General features: G+C 44.0%; 14 protein-coding genes, 1 tRNA gene and 1 other RNA gene. 10 read left to right on the top strand and 6 right to left on the bottom strand.

Annotated features, from left to right (window positions below; all coding sequences use genetic code 11):
- Window positions 1-125: 125 nt before the first annotated feature.
- A complete protein-coding gene (locus AC6RV6_RS17140; protein WP_500242097.1) occupies window positions 126-3,047 on the bottom strand; it encodes a pentapeptide repeat-containing protein in 2,922 nt (973 codons plus the stop codon).
- Window positions 3,048-3,096: 49 nt separating this feature from the next.
- On the opposite strand from AC6RV6_RS17140, the gene AC6RV6_RS17135 reads away from it, so the two are divergent.
- Complete coding sequence (locus AC6RV6_RS17135; RefSeq protein ID WP_500242096.1) at window positions 3,097-3,387, top strand: element excision factor XisH family protein; 291 nt, start codon at window positions 3,097-3,099, stop codon at window positions 3,385-3,387.
- Window positions 3,357-3,692, top strand: coding sequence for a XisI protein (locus AC6RV6_RS17130; RefSeq protein ID WP_500242095.1), 336 nt, complete (start codon window positions 3,357-3,359; stop codon window positions 3,690-3,692). The genes AC6RV6_RS17135 and AC6RV6_RS17130 overlap by 31 nt, the downstream gene beginning before the upstream one ends.
- A gap of 70 nt (window positions 3,693-3,762) precedes the next feature.
- Here the strand turns inward: AC6RV6_RS17130 and AC6RV6_RS17125 are convergent, their stop codons facing one another.
- Both AC6RV6_RS17125 and AC6RV6_RS17120 read right to left on the bottom strand, forming a co-directional pair.
- The gene (locus tag AC6RV6_RS17125; protein ID WP_500242094.1) at window positions 3,763-4,965 is read right to left on the bottom strand and encodes a Coenzyme F420 hydrogenase/dehydrogenase, beta subunit C-terminal domain; all 1,203 of its coding nucleotides are present in this window, start codon (window positions 4,963-4,965) and stop codon (window positions 3,763-3,765) included.
- Between the two features lie 11 nt (window positions 4,966-4,976).
- Entirely contained in the window at window positions 4,977-5,738 is a 762-nt protein-coding gene (locus tag AC6RV6_RS17120; RefSeq protein ID WP_500242093.1) for a class II aldolase/adducin family protein, read from the bottom strand.
- Between the two features lie 214 nt (window positions 5,739-5,952).
- On the opposite strand from AC6RV6_RS17120, the gene AC6RV6_RS17115 reads away from it, so the two are divergent.
- The 3 genes from AC6RV6_RS17115 to ligA all read left to right on the top strand — a co-directional run bounded on the left by AC6RV6_RS17115 (window position 5,953) and on the right by ligA (window position 10,403).
- Window positions 5,953-7,422 carry a hypothetical protein gene (locus AC6RV6_RS17115; protein ID WP_500242092.1) on the top strand — a complete coding sequence of 490 codons (1,470 nt, stop codon included), beginning with the start codon at window positions 5,953-5,955 and terminating at the stop codon, window positions 7,420-7,422.
- A 55-nt stretch (window positions 7,423-7,477) separates the two neighbouring features.
- Window positions 7,478-8,275: an SAM-dependent methyltransferase gene (locus AC6RV6_RS17110; RefSeq protein WP_500242091.1), complete on the top strand. Its 798-nt coding sequence runs from the start codon at window positions 7,478-7,480 to the stop codon at window positions 8,273-8,275.
- Between the two features lie 82 nt (window positions 8,276-8,357).
- Window positions 8,358-10,403: an NAD-dependent DNA ligase LigA gene (gene ligA, locus AC6RV6_RS17105; RefSeq protein ID WP_500242090.1), complete on the top strand. Its 2,046-nt coding sequence runs from the start codon at window positions 8,358-8,360 to the stop codon at window positions 10,401-10,403.
- 64 nt (window positions 10,404-10,467) lie between these two features.
- Here the strand turns inward: ligA and AC6RV6_RS17100 are convergent, their stop codons facing one another.
- Both AC6RV6_RS17100 and AC6RV6_RS17095 read right to left on the bottom strand, forming a co-directional pair.
- Window positions 10,468-10,968, bottom strand: a complete 501-nt coding sequence (locus tag AC6RV6_RS17100) for a hypothetical protein (RefSeq protein WP_500242089.1) — start codon at window positions 10,966-10,968, stop codon at window positions 10,468-10,470.
- Window positions 10,969-11,140: 172 nt separating this feature from the next.
- Window positions 11,141-12,154 carry an aromatic ring-hydroxylating dioxygenase subunit alpha gene (locus AC6RV6_RS17095; protein WP_500242088.1) on the bottom strand — a complete coding sequence of 338 codons (1,014 nt, stop codon included), beginning with the start codon at window positions 12,152-12,154 and terminating at the stop codon, window positions 11,141-11,143.
- A gap of 377 nt (window positions 12,155-12,531) precedes the next feature.
- On the opposite strand from AC6RV6_RS17095, the gene AC6RV6_RS17090 reads away from it, so the two are divergent.
- From AC6RV6_RS17090 to sir, 3 genes are all read left to right on the top strand, one after another.
- Window positions 12,532-13,476, top strand: a complete 945-nt coding sequence (locus AC6RV6_RS17090; RefSeq protein WP_500242087.1) for a GDSL-type esterase/lipase family protein — start codon at window positions 12,532-12,534, stop codon at window positions 13,474-13,476.
- 236 nt (window positions 13,477-13,712) lie between these two features.
- Window positions 13,713-14,240, top strand: a complete 528-nt coding sequence (locus tag AC6RV6_RS17085) for a hypothetical protein (RefSeq protein ID WP_500242086.1) — start codon at window positions 13,713-13,715, stop codon at window positions 14,238-14,240.
- A gap of 144 nt (window positions 14,241-14,384) precedes the next feature.
- Complete coding sequence (sir, locus tag AC6RV6_RS17080; RefSeq protein WP_500242085.1) at window positions 14,385-16,307, top strand: sulfite reductase, ferredoxin dependent; 1,923 nt, start codon at window positions 14,385-14,387, stop codon at window positions 16,305-16,307.
- Between the two features lie 121 nt (window positions 16,308-16,428).
- Here the strand turns inward: sir and ssrS are convergent.
- Window positions 16,429-16,614, bottom strand: a non-coding RNA gene (ssrS, locus tag AC6RV6_RS17075) — 6S RNA.
- 128 nt (window positions 16,615-16,742) lie between these two features.
- On the opposite strand from ssrS, the gene AC6RV6_RS17070 reads away from it, so the two are divergent.
- Both AC6RV6_RS17070 and AC6RV6_RS17065 read left to right on the top strand, forming a co-directional pair.
- A tRNA-Leu gene (locus AC6RV6_RS17070) sits at window positions 16,743-16,827 on the top strand.
- A gap of 84 nt (window positions 16,828-16,911) precedes the next feature.
- Window positions 16,912-17,337: a hypothetical protein gene (locus AC6RV6_RS17065; protein WP_500242084.1), complete on the top strand. Its 426-nt coding sequence runs from the start codon at window positions 16,912-16,914 to the stop codon at window positions 17,335-17,337.
- Window positions 17,338-17,360 lie beyond the last annotated feature (23 nt).

The raw sequence follows: 17,360 nt of genomic DNA, 5'->3' as shown, positions 1-17,360 counted from the left end.
GATCGCATTATCGTCGCTACAGCCTTATTTTTAGGATTGCCTTTAGTGACTCGCGATCGCCAAATTCAGGCATTAACAAATATTGAGACGATTTGGTAGCGATCGTATTTTGATTTGAGGTTGGGTTAGCTTAAACCCAATTGTTGTTTTAATTTCTCTGGTACATTAATCGCTGTTTCCAGTCCTCGAACTCCATCCCAATTTGTTGTTTCATCCCAGCGAATATCTCCCCATATTTCATCGCTGAGATATGCGCCAGTGAGATTTGCGCCAGTGAGATTTGCGCCAGTGAGATATGCGCCAGTGAGATTTGCGCCAGTGAGATATGCGCGAGTGAGATATGCGCGAGTGAGATTTGCGCCAGTGAGATATGCGCCAGTGAGATTTGCGCCAGTGAGATCTGCGCCAGTGAGATATGCGTCAGTGAGATATGCGCCAGTGAGATTTGCGCCAGTGAGATTTGCGTCAGTGAGATATGCGCCAGTGAGATTTGCGCCAGTGAGATTTGCGCCAGTGAGATTTGCGTCAGTGAGATCTGCGCCAGTGAGAAATTTCCGGACAGTAAAGCCAAATGCTCCAATACAGGAACTATAGCCAATAATTTTTAAAAGTTTCGTATTATCTTCTAAATCTCCATTATTATCGGGCTTTCCACAAGGATAGAAATGAATTTTATCTTTCAGTACTTCTTTTGCTTGTCCATAACGATGCAATTCTAGCAGTAAAATCATCACATTCAACCCTGTATAAACATCAACTTGTCGTAACCCCAAAACTTTCTCGCTATTTGTAATAGTCTCTCGGAGAGACAGCATTTTTTTCTGAGGGTAGTTTTCATTGGGAGGCGCATCAATATATTCTCCTTCGCACCAACATTCATAAAAATTCTCCAAACGTTGAAACAAGGAAATATAATCAAAATCCTCAATTTCCATTAATAATCCCATCAGATATTCCACGATTTCCGGCGTTAGCCCTCCAAAACCCAACAGATCGTAAAGTTTGTCTGCTAAATACTTATAATCGCGAAGAAAGCCTTCTGTCCTTTGCCTCATGGTTATTTTTTGCGTCCATTCCTCCAAACTCTCTACAATCCGTTTTGCACAAAGAAACTCCCCAAAACTCTTATGAAAAAACTCCACCGATCCCTCATTATCTCCCGATGCAGGTTGCAAATAAAACACCGCCAACGCATTTTTTAAACCCTCATCTCCTTTTTTTTCTCGCATCCGATCGATTAAATTGAGAGAACCCTTTTCTCCTTGCAAACGCTTTTCAATTGTCTGTACTTTCGTATATTCTCCCCCCGACTGCACGACGCATAACCCCGTCTCCATCAGAATACGCTGTAAATCCTTAATATCTAACCCTGTTAGCTGCTGCTGTAACCATCTTTCTCGCTGTTCATTCAATACCCAATCTAAAGACTTCTCATAAATTTTAATCTTAGCTTGAATTCTCGTCGTCCCCTCAAAATCTGAAACTTTCAAGGCTCCATCCCGGTGCATCGCCGCCAAAAGATACAGTAACAAAGGCTCTCTCGCTAACTCTTTTTTCACGGTTTCAGGACAATGACGCGATCGCAAAAAATCTTGCAATGCTTTAACTTTATTCTTTGCTGTCGTGGCATCATCATCAACAACCTTCTCCCAGTTTTCCAGCCATTTTTCTTGTAAAATATCATCCATCGGCAATAATTTCACCCGTGCCAAATTTTGCGGCAAAGAACTAATTCCTTGTAATGCCAAAGATCGCCCCGTCAAAATCACCCGATGTCCCATTTCTGAATTTTGTAAACTATCTCGCTGAAATACCCCAACCTGCCGAATAAATCGTTCAACTCCGCCGCTTTTACGCCCTTCCAAGCGCAACTCGTCAAACCCATCCAAAAGAAACAAAAAACGAGTATTTTTGTCAGTTAACCATCCCTCATCCGTCCGCGCAAAATCTGCTTTTACTGCATCTCGTAACGTCTCCTCAAAACTCTGCTGAAAATCCTCAATATCTCGCAAGCGAATCACAATCGGAGTCCAAATCGGGTGTAAATGTTGGCGCACCCAATCCGCAAACATCCGACAAAATACGCTTTTTCCTCGTCCCGGCGCACCCTGAACAAACATGACTTGTTTTTGTTTCTCTTTTGCTTCGCTATCAAGCATTTTCCGCGCCCATTCTTCCAGTACAAAATCATCAGCATATCCAATTTCCTTCCCATTCGCATCCAAAGGAATCGCCTTCAAAGGCACATAAATTTGTGCAAAAGTAAACGTTTCTTTGGCATTAATGGTTTCCTTGGGTTTGGGTGCAATTTGTTCATCGAGATAAGTCTCGATACTCAAATACTTTTCAAAAACTGCCTTTCCTTCCATCTGATACCATTTCAGCACCCTTTCCACTCCTTCCCCCGCCGCCGCCACAGCATCATACAGATGAGATTCAGCATTCCGCGCCACCTTCTCCGCCACCCGTTTCGCCTCACCTTCTGCAATCCTCGCCTCCTGTAACCGCGCCACCAAAACCGTATTAAACTCCGCCGCCAACTGCGACTCGTGAAAATAAACCAGTGCAATTCTCGCTTCCTTATCCGCTAACTCAAAATCCCCTAACTTTGCGATTTGCCTTGCTAGTCCACCAGAAGCGCGAGGTTTTCCTTCAATTTGCTCTCGTAACCCCTCATCCTCCTTGAGAATTTCCCGTAAACTCTGCAAATACGCCGCTTGAGAAATTATCGCTACCGTACTACCGAGAGAAGGTTCTTCCTTTGTTGTCTCCAAATACCATTTCAGTAACCCCGTGCCAAGCTTAATAAACGGTAACGCCGATTCTGTCACCTCCATTAAAGGTGAATTGAGAACATCCAACAACGTCGAACAACGCCTGAGAAGCGGCTGTAATTGTTCTAAATTGGGCGCTTGTTCCTCCAACGTCTCCGCCAACTCCAAAACCGCTTGCGCCGCGTCAATACCTCCGCTTACAGTATCCTCTGACATTAACTTGCCTAGAGGTGTATTGCAAAATTGCCATAGTCTGCGAAGGGTTGCTTTCATATCACTTATTCTTGCGTCTCAATTCTCTCCTCTATCATAGGAGAAAATTTTGATTTTGTGGCGATTTTCCGTCGCGCGATCGCCTCCTAGCAATGCTACAATAATAGCGATTGACCTAGAAAATGCTGTTGGTCAATATATTGTCTATCAAGATGTCCTCAAGAGAATAGAGCCAGAAAGAATTTTATATTTGGCGATAGATGTAGATACATTTCATGGAATATTTAGCGAACCAATTGGCGAACTACTTCTAGAAAATAAGCGCCTAAATTTAGTCATTTTCAACAAAGATGAGGAGGTTATTTTAAAATGGATACCACCACTCAATATCAACAAATAATTAGGAAAACAATTGATGATTATGCTCAATTACACTACTCTCTTGGTGAAGTAGAAAAACACACCGTTTTTGACCGAGAAAAGAATCGATATCTATTAATGATTGTTGGCAAAGATGGAGATAAAATGGTTCATGGCTGCTTAATTCATATCGAAATTATCGATGATAAAATTTGGATTCATCGCGACGGGACAGAAGATGGTATAGCAGGGGACTTATTAGCAGGAGGAATTCCTAAAGAAAAAATTGTTTTAGGGTTTTATTCCCCAGAAAAACGCAAAATAACTGATTTTGCAGTTTGTTAGTTTTAGAAGCGATCGCCTTTCCTACTCTTTCCTCAAATACGCGATCGCTTTGACTAAAACTCAATCTTGTTTAAACATCCGGTAATTGATATTGACCGACAATTTTTTTCGCAAATTCAGGAACGTGCGCCTCTAATTTTTCCGGATGATTGCGTTTAACATAAAGATAATTGCGAGTGAAATGAGAATCAATAGAAAAACGAGCATATTCCAATCCTTTCGGACCGATTTTTTCAATCACCACACCCATTAATTGCGCCGCCCACATCGGTAATGTAACTTCTTGTTCGTAAGCGGGAATGCTTTGCTGTACCGCTTGTTTTCTGTTCCCCCGAGAAGATACCGGCTGAGTCTCCAATTGATCTTTAACAAACTCTAACATTTCTGCCCCCATATCGTTGCGAACGACAATCCATTGCCAACCAAAAGGCGCACCCATATATCCTACGACTAAATCCGCGAGAGCATTCGTATAATCAAAACAACTGAGACAGGAAGGTGCAAAAACGTTTTTCAATTTCTTCGTATTTAAACCGAAGAACGGTACTTTTTCAATCGAACCATCTTCGTGTTTGAAATGCACGCGAAAATCCTGCATAAACTCGTAATGCACGACAGTATCCGGGGATTTACTGGTCGTATCGAGGAACTTTTGCAACCCTTCTCGACTGACATTATCGACACAAGGCGTTCCCAAAACATAGAGTTTTTCTAAACCTAATTTTTCCTCGACTTCTCGTAAGGCTTGAATTTGACAGCCGACTCCTATAACGAGTAGGCGTTTCATGCCCGATCGCTCGATTTGTTCTAATACGGATAAGTTCGGGGAAAGCGTGGGTTTATTCACTTTTGCCGCTAAAACTTCCTCGGGGGTTCTGGCAATCACGGGCATGGGTTGAAAGCGGTCTTCCTTCGTATTCTGCACGCAAACTACCCCTTCAACAATGCCGCGATCGAGCATCTCGCAAGCAATGGTACTGACGATACCCGTCCATTGCGCCCCTTCAATGGGTTGTTTTTTCCGAGCCGCCATCATATCCTGATGTACGCCGAAATAAAGTTCATTTTCGTTATCGAGATTGCGGCTTGACCCGTGAAATTTGGTTTCTAATTCGGCAATTTGTTGATTGAGAAACGCGCAGGCTTCTTTCACATAATGAATATAATAAGTATCGCAAAGACCGCACTCGCTACAAAGTTCTTTGGCGGGGCGACGGCTTCCGGGTTTTAAGGCTTTGGCTTTTTGGTGTTGGTGGGGTAAAGCGGCGGTCATATAAAAATTTATTATTGGAGTAAATCGGGTTCTTCTCTGACGATTTTCTCATAAAGCGACTGAAAACTAAACCAGCCCATATAATGACCGCCGATTTGAGAACAGGTTAAACGGGCAATATCTGGGGCGATCGCAATGGGATTTCCTGCTTTTTCAGCCATTAATTGCGCTTGGCAACTCCGATCCATCGTGATAAACCACCATGCGGCTTCATCAACAGAATGACCGACGGTTAATAAGCCGTGATTGCGTAAAATCAGTGCCTTTTTGTCGCCTAACGTTGCAGCAATGCGATCGCCTTCTGTAGGGTCTAAAACGACTCCAGTATAGTCATCGAAGAGGGAATGATCCTCGTAAAACGTGCAAGCATCTTGAGTGAGGGGATCGAGGAGTTTGCCCAGACTCGACCAAGCTTTACCATAGAGAGAATGAGCATGGGCTGCGGCGATAACATCGGGTCTGGCTTGGTGAATTTGGGCGTGAATGGCAAAAGCGGCGGCATTAATCGCGCGATCGCCGGCAACGACCTCCCCTTGATGATTAACCAAAACCAGATCGGAAACGCAGATATGTCCAAAATACATGCCGAAAGGATTAACCCAAAAATGGTCGGTTAATTCGGGATCGCGGGCGGTTAGATGTCCCGCTACCCCCTCATCAAAACCATAGCGGGCAAAGAGGCGAAAAGCGGCGGCTAAATGGCTTTTGCGATAATCTCGTTCTGCTTCTACCGTCGTAAAGGTGGGAGGTTGAGGGATTTTGAGATCGGGCATAATTTGCGAACAAAAGCACCAAATGTATACTAACCCAAATTGCCAATCTGTATAAACCCGTAAAGATGCGATCGCCCTGTACCTCGATCGCTCCTCAGTGTGGGAGAATGAGAGTCAGGTATTCTCAATTCCCACGATCAAAACAATAAAATATCAAGCCTCTCGCTGTTAGCGGTTGAAACTGATAACTGATAACTGATAACTGATAACTGAAATGACTTCCTCGCCGCGTCCCTATAAAAGTCGTCTGTTTAACTTTCTCAACCGCCAGAGGATCGTGCTGGGCGATCGCCTTGCGAAAAACTTTCGCCAAGCAAAAACAACGGCAATATGGGGAGCGCAAATTCTGATTTATCCAGCTTACCTTGTTGCTCAAGCCGGACGCGCTTTGGTTCGGAAACTGGAACAAAAAGTTGCCCCCATTCCCCTCCCAGAAACCGGCAAAACGAACTCAGAAGATTATATTCCCGTCGATACTCCCGTTTGGAAAACTCTCGATCGCGTTAAACCCCTCCTCGAAACCCTACCCGGAAACTACGAAATTCAAACCTTTGCCCCGCCAGTTTTCTGGAGTGCAAATACCCCTCAGATTGCACCTTCTTCTAACATCCCTCCTCAAGCCCCGAAAACTGATAAAGCACACCGCATTCGGGGTATTGCCTCGACGCTAAACCAACATCATTTAGTTTTGGCAACCGTTGACAATCAATCCCTCGATATTCTCACCCAAAAACAGCAAACCAGTCTCGAACAAACCATTCGCTGGGAATTGGCCGACTATGCCTATCGACAATACTTGCAAAGAGTTAAAGTGCGACAATATTTAATTCCCCCTGCTTTGACCGTCAATCCTCATGTATTTCCCCCCTTGCGCTGGTTTTGGCAACTAATGCGTTGGGAACAACAAAGCCAGATCGCGATCGCGATCGACTTGTTTAATGAGGCGCAGATCGTCCCCCAATGGCAGGAAATCACTGCTACCTCAGAGACAAACACTGGTGCAATTGAAATTGCGCGATCGGCGGAACTTTGGCAGCCACCGCCTCCCGTCACCGATCTGGTTGTTGAGGTGGATGAAGCGATCGCCCTTTGGGAAACCCAGCAAGATCGTTGGCGCGATCGCTTAGGAATTTGGTGGCAGGAGTCGCGAAAATCGAACTTAAATGATAGCGATCGCCTTGCCAAACTCCAATTTCTCTTACGTGCGGCGATGGATTATTTCTTCGGGATGTCCAAAAATCAGACTTTGCCTGCTTCTAATGTTGAGGAAGAGCCTTGGTTGGCATGGGAAGAACTCTACGATCGCGCTCGAGAAAATTTTACCCCCTCCATTCCCCAAGAAGTGGCGATCGCCGATCGAGAAATGCAAGAATTTTACCCTCACTCTAAAACCCAGTCACTATCAGTCTCGAATCAGAATCCTCACTCTTTATCCTTACAAAAATCAGTCTCTATGTCTGCCGATCCCGATCCTCAAAAAAACCGCCTTTCTCCACCTCAAAATGAACTAAGCAAAACCTCAAACCCACTCGACTCCGAGGAAAATTCACTAGAAGTCGATGCGAAAATAACAGGATATGTAGAACATCCCCTCGAAAAAATCCTGAAACTCGTCGATCGAATCATGGCAAAACTAGAAGATGCGATCGTGGCAATTTGGAACTTTTTAAAAAGAAACTTTTGAAGGCAGAAAAAATGGGAGTTAGTTATAATAAACACGATCGCAATATTGTTAAACTATGGCACAACAAAGCAAACTCATGCCTCAAGCCTTTATTCCTTTTTCTGCTCGTCTCATGGCAGCTTTGCGAGCCAAAGAAACAGCCAGAAGCGATCGGCTATTTGTCGATCCGTTTGCAGCACAATTAGCCGGGAAAGATGCTCTCGAGTTTGCCGATATCAAATCCCAGTCTCGAGATATTGCTTATCTCGCGATTCGGACAAAATTATTTGATGATTTTTTTCGAGAAGCAATGACCGAAATTTCTCAAGTTGTTTTCTTGGCTGCAGGCATGGATACGCGGGCATATCGCCTTCCTTGGCCGGAAAATACTCATCTTTACGAATTGGATTTTGCTGGGATTTTAGAATACAAAGAGAGTGTTCTCGGGGGAGTTTCCCCAAACTGTCAGCGTATTGCGATCGCGGCGGATTTAACTCAACCTTGGACGCATCTTCTCTTAGAGCAAGGCTATCAACGCGATCGCCCTTCGATTTGGCTATTAGAAGGATTATTAATGTATCTCGAAGCACAAGAAGTCGAAGAATTACTGGCAATCGTCTCAGATTTAACCGTACCGGGTAGCAAATTAGGATTGGACTTAATCAATCGCAAAGCATTAAATTATGAACCTTATCAAGGCTATTTTAAATCTGGAATCGACGATCCAGAATCATTTTTAGCAGATTATGGTTGGGAGGCTCGCGTCATGCAGCCCGGAGATAAAAATGCAAATTTTGGACGCTATAGCGAAAAACTTCCTCCTCGTCATGTTCCTGATATTGCTCGAGTTTTTCTCATTAAAGCGCAAAAATAAATAGATTATTTATTATGAGGTATCTGTATAATATTATTGTACTTTTTTTGTCTATTCTCAGAAATTATTGGAGGTTGAAGTAATGGCGGTATCAGAGGAAATTCAATACCGGATCGAACAATTGCGCCGACAATTACAAAAGGCAGGATATGCCTATTATGTCCTCGACGATCCCATCATGGAAGATGCCGTTTACGATCGCCTTTATCGGGAATTACAAGACTTTGAAACTCAATATCCTGACCTCATTGTTCCCGATAGCCCCACTCAGCGCGTCGGCGATCGACCGGCGACTCAATTTACCTCAGTGCGTCATAATATTCCCCTATATAGTTTAGAAAATGCGTTTAATACAGAAGAGTTAACAAAATGGCAAGATCGATGGCAGCGTCAAGTCTCAGAGATTGAAGAATTTAGTTATGTTTGCGAACTGAAAATTGATGGCTCTGCTTTAGCATTAACCTATGAAAATGGACTGTTTGTAAAAGGAGTGACGCGAGGAGATGGGATATCGGGAGAAGATATCACCCAAAATGTCCGCACGATTCGCAGTATTCCTTTGCGATTAAATTTAGCCAATCCACCGGAATTGGTAGAAGTTCGCGGTGAGGCTTTTTTACCCATTGATGAATTCGATCGCATCAATCAAGAACGAGAAAAAACAGGAGAATCTTTATTTGCCAATCCGCGTAATGCGGCGGCAGGAACTTTGCGACAATTGGATCCTCATGTCGTAGATCGGCGACGCTTAGACTTTTTTGCCTATACTTTACATTTACCCAATCATCCTGAAATTCAGCCGGAAACTCAATGGGAAGCCTTAGAATTTCTGCAACAAATAGGCTTTCGCGTCAATCCCAATCGCAAGTTATGTTCTTCTCTCGCAGCAGTAACAGACTATTTTCAAGAATGGGATGAAAAAAGAAAAACCTTATCTTATCTGACCGATGGGGCCGTCGTAAAAATCAATTCTGTCCCTTTACAAACTCAATTGGGTTTTACGCAAAAGTTTCCCCGTTGGGCGATCGCGTTGAAATATCCTGCCGAAGAAGCCCCCACTCAAGTTAAGGCCATTACCGTCAATATTGGACGAACGGGAGCCGTGACCCCCATGGCAATTATGGAACCCATCCAGTTAGCAGGGACAACGGTACAACGGGCAACTTTACACAACCGCGATCGCATTTCCGAGTTAGATATTCGCGTCGGGGATACGGTGATTATTCGCAAAGCTGGAGAGATTATTCCTGAAGTTTTACGAGTATTACTAGAATTGCGTCCTGTGAATACCACTCCTTACCAAATGCCGGAAAATTGCCCCGAATGCGGCTCTCAATTAGTCCGTCCAGAAGGAGAAGTCGTGACTCGCTGCGTTAACAGTTCTTGTCCCGCGATTTTACGAGGAAGTTTAGTGCATTGGGCTTCGAGGGATGCGTTGGATATTAACGGCTTGGGAGAGAAAATCGTCGAACAAATTGTCGCCAACAACCTCGTAAAATCTGTTGCGGATCTCTACACTTTAACCAGCGAACAACTGTCTGATTTAGAACGCATGGGCAAGAAATCTTCTGAGAAATTAGTTGATGCGATCGCAGACTCTAAAAAACAGCCCTATGCGAGAGTTTTATACGGTTTAGGCATTCGTTACGTGGGGAAAGTAAATGCTGAGTTATTAACCGATAATTTTACAACGATCGAGCAATTATCAAAATTGTCCATCGACGACCTCGAAAACGTGCATGGTATTGGCTTAGAAATTTCGCGATCGGTTTGGGAGTGGTTTCAAAACCCTGCAAATACGACCCTTGTGGAAAATCTCCAAGCAGCAGGATTGAATTTTGCACAAAATACGACCAATTTATCATCTACCCTAGATTTTACCACAACGGGGGATTTAGCGGGCAAAATATTAGTTGTAACGGGAACTTTGCCAACATTAGGACGCAAAGAAGCAGAAGCATTAATTAAGCAAGCAGGAGGAAAAGTTAGCAGTTCCGTGAGCAAGAAAACAGATTATCTTGTTGTGGGTGAAAATGCCGGATCGAAACGAGAAAAAGCTGAAAAATTAGGCATTCCGCAACTCAGTGAAGCAGAATTAAGAGCCATAATAGAAAGAGAATCAGCGTAAATTTGCGATCGCTAAACTAGAATGGGTTGGATTCCATATCAAAATCCAACCCATTCTAGTTTAGTTAGAGTTCATCAAAGCGCACGTTGATATTGATTGTATCGGGTCCAAGCATTGTTCCTTGTAAGACCAGAGCAACGCTTTTAGACGCATCTGCGGGCGTTAAATTAACACTATCGGGGGGATCGAAGACTAAATTAAATCCCCATGCTCCCGTTGCTCTGTTAATTGTTCGCTCGACATATCCTTTTTCAGCCAGCTTTTCTTGATAGAAAGCGACGGCATCATCGGGCTTGAGAGTAGCCTGAAAATTGAGAGATTGTTGACCGTGGGCATTCGCACTAAAAAGCTCGGAAATATTGCCGGTAATTCCACTCGGTTGAGGCAGTCCTTTCAAAACAGAAAGAACGTCAGAGGCTTGTGCGAGATACTGTGTTTTGTTGCTGGAACGATCGCGATCTCCGATCGATTCCGCTTGACCGAGTTGGGGAGATAAAACCCAGACTCCAGCTAAACCGGCTACACCAACACACGAAAAGAAATATTTGTAGAATCGAGATGGCATGATTTGCCCTCCTAAACCAATATTGACTTTTAACAAAAATGCACTCTGGGGACGATAATATTATAAAGCGGTATTAATTGCATTGCCATAATGTCTCAATTAAAATGGCCTCTATTGTTCATATGAATTGTACAATAAAAGCTGTTTTTGGTAAATCACCAATCACTAACAACTAATTTATTTGTTCTGTTTCCCCATGTTTTTTGAGGAGGGCGGAAATTTTATGGCGGATGAGAATGCCCGGTTTATCGGTCATCATATGTTGTTCTTTTTTAACCTCTAAAGGTACATCATAATCAGTCGATTCTAAAATAGCTTTATCTTCGAGAGTAACTTGGCGATCGAAGGCAACAGCATCTGCGGCTTTAGTTTGTTCTTCTGTATCATTTCGCAGACAAAATTGCACGATTTGCGAAGAAGAATCATCAATAGGAGTCGCGGTATTAACAACAATATGAGTCAGTCCATTGGGATAATTAATTCGCAGCAAACAGGTAAAAGGCATAAACCAATCAATATCTAAAGTCCGATGAGTTTGTTTCGCCTCTATTTTTAAATTTTTTTGTTGTAATTCTGGATTGACAACTCCTAATTTTGCCTTAACTTTGATGCCGTAATCTGTGTCGTGAATCTCCATTTCATCGGGAATAGGATGTTCTGTACTGCCAAAGGTTGTTGTATGAACGTAGGTAGGATGAGCCAAATCCATTTCATTTTCCATAACTCGCAATCCCGCACAATTCCACGTTTCGTAAAATTCAGGAATGAGGCGATAATCGCCCTGATTCGCTTCGGGAATTTGCGGGATATCTTTTAAGGGTTCGTCTGCCAAACAAACCCACGCATAACCATACTTTTCTTGACATTGATAGGTTTTAATTTTATAAGTTTTGGGAATTTGTGCCTTATCATTAATTTGTGGGACGTGGATGCAATTGCCCGTTGCATCAAATTCCCAACCATGATAAGCACAAGCAATATTGCCATCTTTTACTTTTCCGAGAGATAATTGTGCGGAACGATGACAGCAGCGATCGCGTCCCGCGATCGCTTTTCCGTCTGAGTTCAACCACAAAACCAGTTTTTCTCCCAGTAAAACAAAACTTTGAGGTGCATCTGCTAACTGAGAAATAGGCATTACGGGATACCAGAAGCGTTTAAATACGGGTTGGCGAGTAATCAGCATGGTAAGCAGAAATTTTAGAGGCTAAAATGGTTAAACTCTACGAGTTATTTCACAATATTAGAGAATGCTTTGTCAGCAAGCATACATTTTAATGAATTGTAACTTTTAAAGGGTGGGAAACATAAGCAAATATGAATTGAGGCGATCGCCTTCTTGCTTTTGGTTGGTCAATAATGAGTCTATTCGTAATGACTGGAATTTGCAAAGAAAAAGACAAAATCCAGAATGAGAGATATGAAGACAAAATATGATTTTCTTATCCTCCATCTAAAAACGAGAAAGTAACATTTAATTTCCCGGTATATTGTCAATCTGTCCTGACTTCTCGGAAAAATTGCTGTTATATGGATTATCCGATGAATTCAAGGTTTTTAGCAATGAGCGATCCCTATTTATTCGCGATCGGTTTATTATCTCTGTCTGCCAACTTACCCGAACTTCCCGCACTTTGGCAGTCGGATTTTTGGGTTTCTCCCCTCTCTCCGAACCCCGATCGCCTCTCTAATTCTCAACAAAATATAGCGATTGCTACCGCTCCGGAAATTATCCCAGATGCCGGCGAATTTCCCGAATTTTCCCCGATAGACGTGCAGAAAACCCACAAATTAATGCGATCGCCCGAGTCTCCAATATTCCCCAAATCTGGCGCTCAACTGTACCGACAGCGCCTTGCAGCCCTCAAGGCTGGACAACTCTACACCCGCTTGCGTCCGGGAAGTTTTGTCGAACTTTGGCGCAAAGCGATCGCCTCTCCCACTCATCAGCAATGGAAAACCCTCTTATCGAGAGAAAGCAAAGCGATCGCGGGAGGTCAAGGTACGAATCACCTGAATATTTTAATGGGAGATTCTCTGAGTTTATGGTTTCCCAGCCATCTTTTACCGCAGAATCGTTTTTGGCTCAACCAAAGTATTTCCGGGGAAAATTCCGGGCAAATTCGCGATCGCCTGAACTTTTTTGCCCAAACGCGACCCAGCAAAATCTATGTTATGGCTGGAACTAACGATCTGCTTCAAGGCAAGAGCGATGCAATAATTCTTAATAACGTCCAAGCAATCGTGCAAGGTTTAAAACGGAATCATCCCCAAGGAGAAATCGTCGTTCAATCTATTTTACCCACCCAGATTGCCACGATTTCTAACGAGCGCATTCGTCGCTTAAATCAAAACTTAGCCGCAATTGTTCGTCGCGAGGGTGGAGTATTTTTAGATATCCATGCTTTCTTCGCAGGCGAGGGTGGAGAATTGCGCTCGGATCTCACCACAGATGGCATTCATTTAAACAATCGCGGTTATGAAATTTGGCGATCGCATCTGGATTAATAATTATTTAGGGAAAAGCGATCGCAGACCTCAAAAAGCCTGCGATCGCATCTTTAAACCGGATAAAATTGGAGATTAGGAGAACACAGTTCCCATTTAAACCTACAATCTAAGCACTTAAAATAACCAACAATTGTGCATCTTTTATAAGCGTCACACTGCCTATAAATCGGGAACTTTCCTCTTTTTGAACCGACAAAATAGTTATCAGCGATAAACAATTGAGGGTTCTCAAAATGCAAAGATTTCTCATCAAAGGCGCGATCGCGATCGCCACAATTTCGACAGTTATATTCTCGGCCAATACAGCCTTGGCCGGAGAAAATACCCCAAGCGGAACCGATGCTACTTATATCGGGGTTGGGGTTTCTGCTGGCGTAACCAATGGCGGACAAACTGGGGATGCTGCTACCTTTGGCGGCAACATTCAAGGGCGTTTTGCCATTCCCGAAGCCCCCGTTTCCGTCAGAGGCGCAATTCTCTTTAGCGACGAAACCAGCGCCCTGATGCCGATCGTTTCTTACGATATTCCCATTACCAATAACGCTAATGTTTACGTGGGAGGCGGCTATTCTTTCGTAGAAGCAGATGGACAACCCACTCCCCTCGGCAATCGTAATTCTGTGGTTCTGACTGCCGGCGGCGAAGCACAATTGGGCGACAGTATCATCGTTTATGGCGATACCAAATGGGGTATTGATGCCTATGAAAATAGTCCCGCCGATGCCCTGAGTTTTCAAGGTGGAGTCGGATACAAATTCTAGCTTAAAAATTCGTAAACTATAAAGTGCGATCGCACGCTCGCTGGGTTGGTATAATAGAGACTCTGAAAACGCCGGAAAACCTAGGAATTCTGGCGTTTCCTTGTCAAAACAACTGCGAAAACGATCGCACTAATTTAATTTCCTATGGTTCAAACACCAATCGCCCCCCCCAAAGTTTCTAAACTGGAAGGCATTAAAGAACGCAGTAATTTCTTACGCGAACCCCTAGCAACGGAACTGTTAAACGATTCGACTCATTTCACCGAAGATGCCATTCAAATCCTGAAATTTCATGGCTCTTATCAACAAGATAATCGAGATAATCGAGTCAAAGGGCAAGAAAAAGACTATCAAATGATGCTGCGAACCCGCAGCCCGGGGGGGTACATTCCCTCGCAACTTTATTTAACTTTAGATCGCTTGGCAGACGAATACGGCAATCACACCCTGAGAGTGACCACTCGCCAAGGTTTTCAAGTTCACGGCATTCTCAAGAAGAATTTAAAGACTGTTATTAGTGCGATCGTCCACAATATGGGATCGACGTTAGGGGCTTGTGGCGATCTCAATCGTAACGTCATGGCACCGGCAGCCCCCTACAAAAACCGTCCCAACTATGTGTTAGCAAGGGAATATGCCAATAAGATTGCCGATCTCTTAACACCGCAAACCGGGGCGTATTATGAAATCTGGTTGGATGGAGAAAAAGTTATCAGTGGGGAAGAAGCCTCAGAAGTCAAAGCTGCCAGACAGCGCAACGGCAATGGGACAATTATCCACGATAAAGAAGAACCCATTTACGGCACCCACTACATGCCCCGCAAGTTTAAATGTAGTGTCACCGTACCGGGAGATAATTCCATCGACCTCTATACCCATGACGTGAGTTTGGTCGTCATTGCTGACGATGGCGGGGAATTGCAAGGATTTAACGTCTTTGCTGGAGGTGGGATGGGACGCACCCATAATAAAGAGGAAACTTTTGCCCGCATGGCCGACGAGATCGGCTATGTGGCCAAAGAAGACGTTTACGATCTGTTGAAAGCCATTGTCGCCACTCAGCGAGATTATGGCGATCGCAAACAACGCCGCCATGCAAGAATGAAATACCTCCTTCACGATTGGGGGGTAGACAAGTTTAAAACCCAAGTTGAAAAGTATTTCGGTAAAGCGATCGCCCCTGCAAAACCTTTGCCCGAGTGGAAATATGAAGATTATTTGGGCTGGCACGAACAGGGAGACGGCAAGTTATTCTTAGGGCTGTCCGTAGAAAATGGGCGGGTTAAAGATGAAGGAGAATTTCGCTTAAAAGCCGCTTTAAAAGAAATTGTCAGCACGTTTGCGACTCCCATGTATCTCACGGCGAACCACAATATTGTTTTAGCCGAAATTGCCCCCGAAGTTCGCGAGAAGATTGAAGGGATATTGGTGCAACATGGCATTGTTATCGATCCCGAAGCGATCGCACCCTTGACTCGCTATGCCATGGCCTGTCCGTCCCTCCCGACCTGCGGCTTAGCCATTACCGAATCAGAACGGGCATTACCGGGAATTTTAGACCGCATTCAAGCCTTATTAAAGAAATTAGGGCTGGGCAATGAAGAAATTGTCATTCGCATGACAGGATGCCCCAATGGATGCGCCCGTCCCTATATGGCAGAACTGGGATTTGTAGGCAGTATGCCCAACGCCTATCAAGTTTGGCTGGGAGGCGATCCCCATCAAACCACCTTAGCGCGTCCTTTCGTGCAGAAAATGCCCATTGATGACTTGGAAACCTTCCTTGAACCTCTCTTTGTCTATTTCAAAACAGAACGGCAAACTGGAGAGAGTTTTGGCGTATTCTGCGATCGCGTCGGGTTTGATGCCTTGCGAGAGTATGGAAAAAATTACCAACCAGACTCCCAAACCCCGAAATCTCGCCGTCCCCAAGGGCGTAAAATTCGCTATCGGGTGGGAATTTACGACGAGATTTACGATCGCGTCAAAATTGCTGCCAAAGAAAAGAATATTTCCATGACGCAACTGGTGGGAGATGCCTTGGACAAATATCTCGCCGATCTTTGAATCTCAATTCTTTAGGGGCATTCTCAACAATGTCCCTATTTTTTTGCGATCGCCTCGATCCGTCACTGGTAACTGAATAAAAAATTCCCCTAGTGCGTTACTAGAGGAACTTTTCAAAAATTGGTTCGCCGCTTCGCCGTCTTACCTCAGTTTTTGACCTGGGAAACCCAGGTGGGTGTCGGTGCCTGCTGCTTAAAGTTTCTGAGTACAAGCTCAGTTTACTGCCGCGCAAGCGATTGAGGACGCCCTTATTATCAAAACATAGATCTAAAAACTATATTGGCAGTCACCAACGTCGCAGCTAAACCAATTCTATTCTAGTCAATTTTTCTTGAAAAAGGGGGGGCTGGAAAGAAAAATAAAAAATTGCGATCGTGACCGATCCTTTTTGCTACAAAATCTGTTATGCTAAATACTCGTCAAAAAATTTAACTCGGGGGCGTGGCGGAATGGTAGACGCTGCGGACTTAAAATCCGTTGACCTTTATCGGTCGTGAGAGTTCAAGTCTCTCCGCCCCCACTGATTTCAGCGTTTTAAGGGTGCTTTTGGCCGGAATAGAAATCACAGATAATTGTGATAGTTTTTCCCAAAATTGCCCCCATTATGACCCCGAAAAAAAACCCGTTACAAAAGGCCAACAGCCAACTCGATCGCATCAAAATCGAGCAACATCACAACCGCTTGCGACTTGTAGGCACGTTGCCTAGAAAGGAAGGTCAGCCCGACACCAAGCGAGCAAGAATTTCCACAGGCTACCTTGCAAACCCAAACGGGGTTAAGTTGGCTCTGGCTAAAGCTAAGGTATTGGAAGGAGAAAGCGATCCCAAAACCAGATTGAGAAAACGATTTGCGATCGCATTTCAAAAATTGGTAGTCCGTGAATTTGGCTGGCTATTGATATTGACACAAGTGAGATTGTTGGTGTCTATATTGGCGATCGCTCCGAAAAAGGGGTACGACAACGTGACGTTCTCTCCCGCTAAATCAAAGATTCTAGCGGGAGCTGTGCGACCTGAAAAGGTCATTTGAACTGGAACACCGAGTTCCTTGGA

Source organism: Spirulina sp. LEGE 11439, assembly GCF_059821285.1.
Note: the sequence above shows the minus strand (reverse complement) of the source record. Positions and strands in the feature narration are given on the sequence as shown.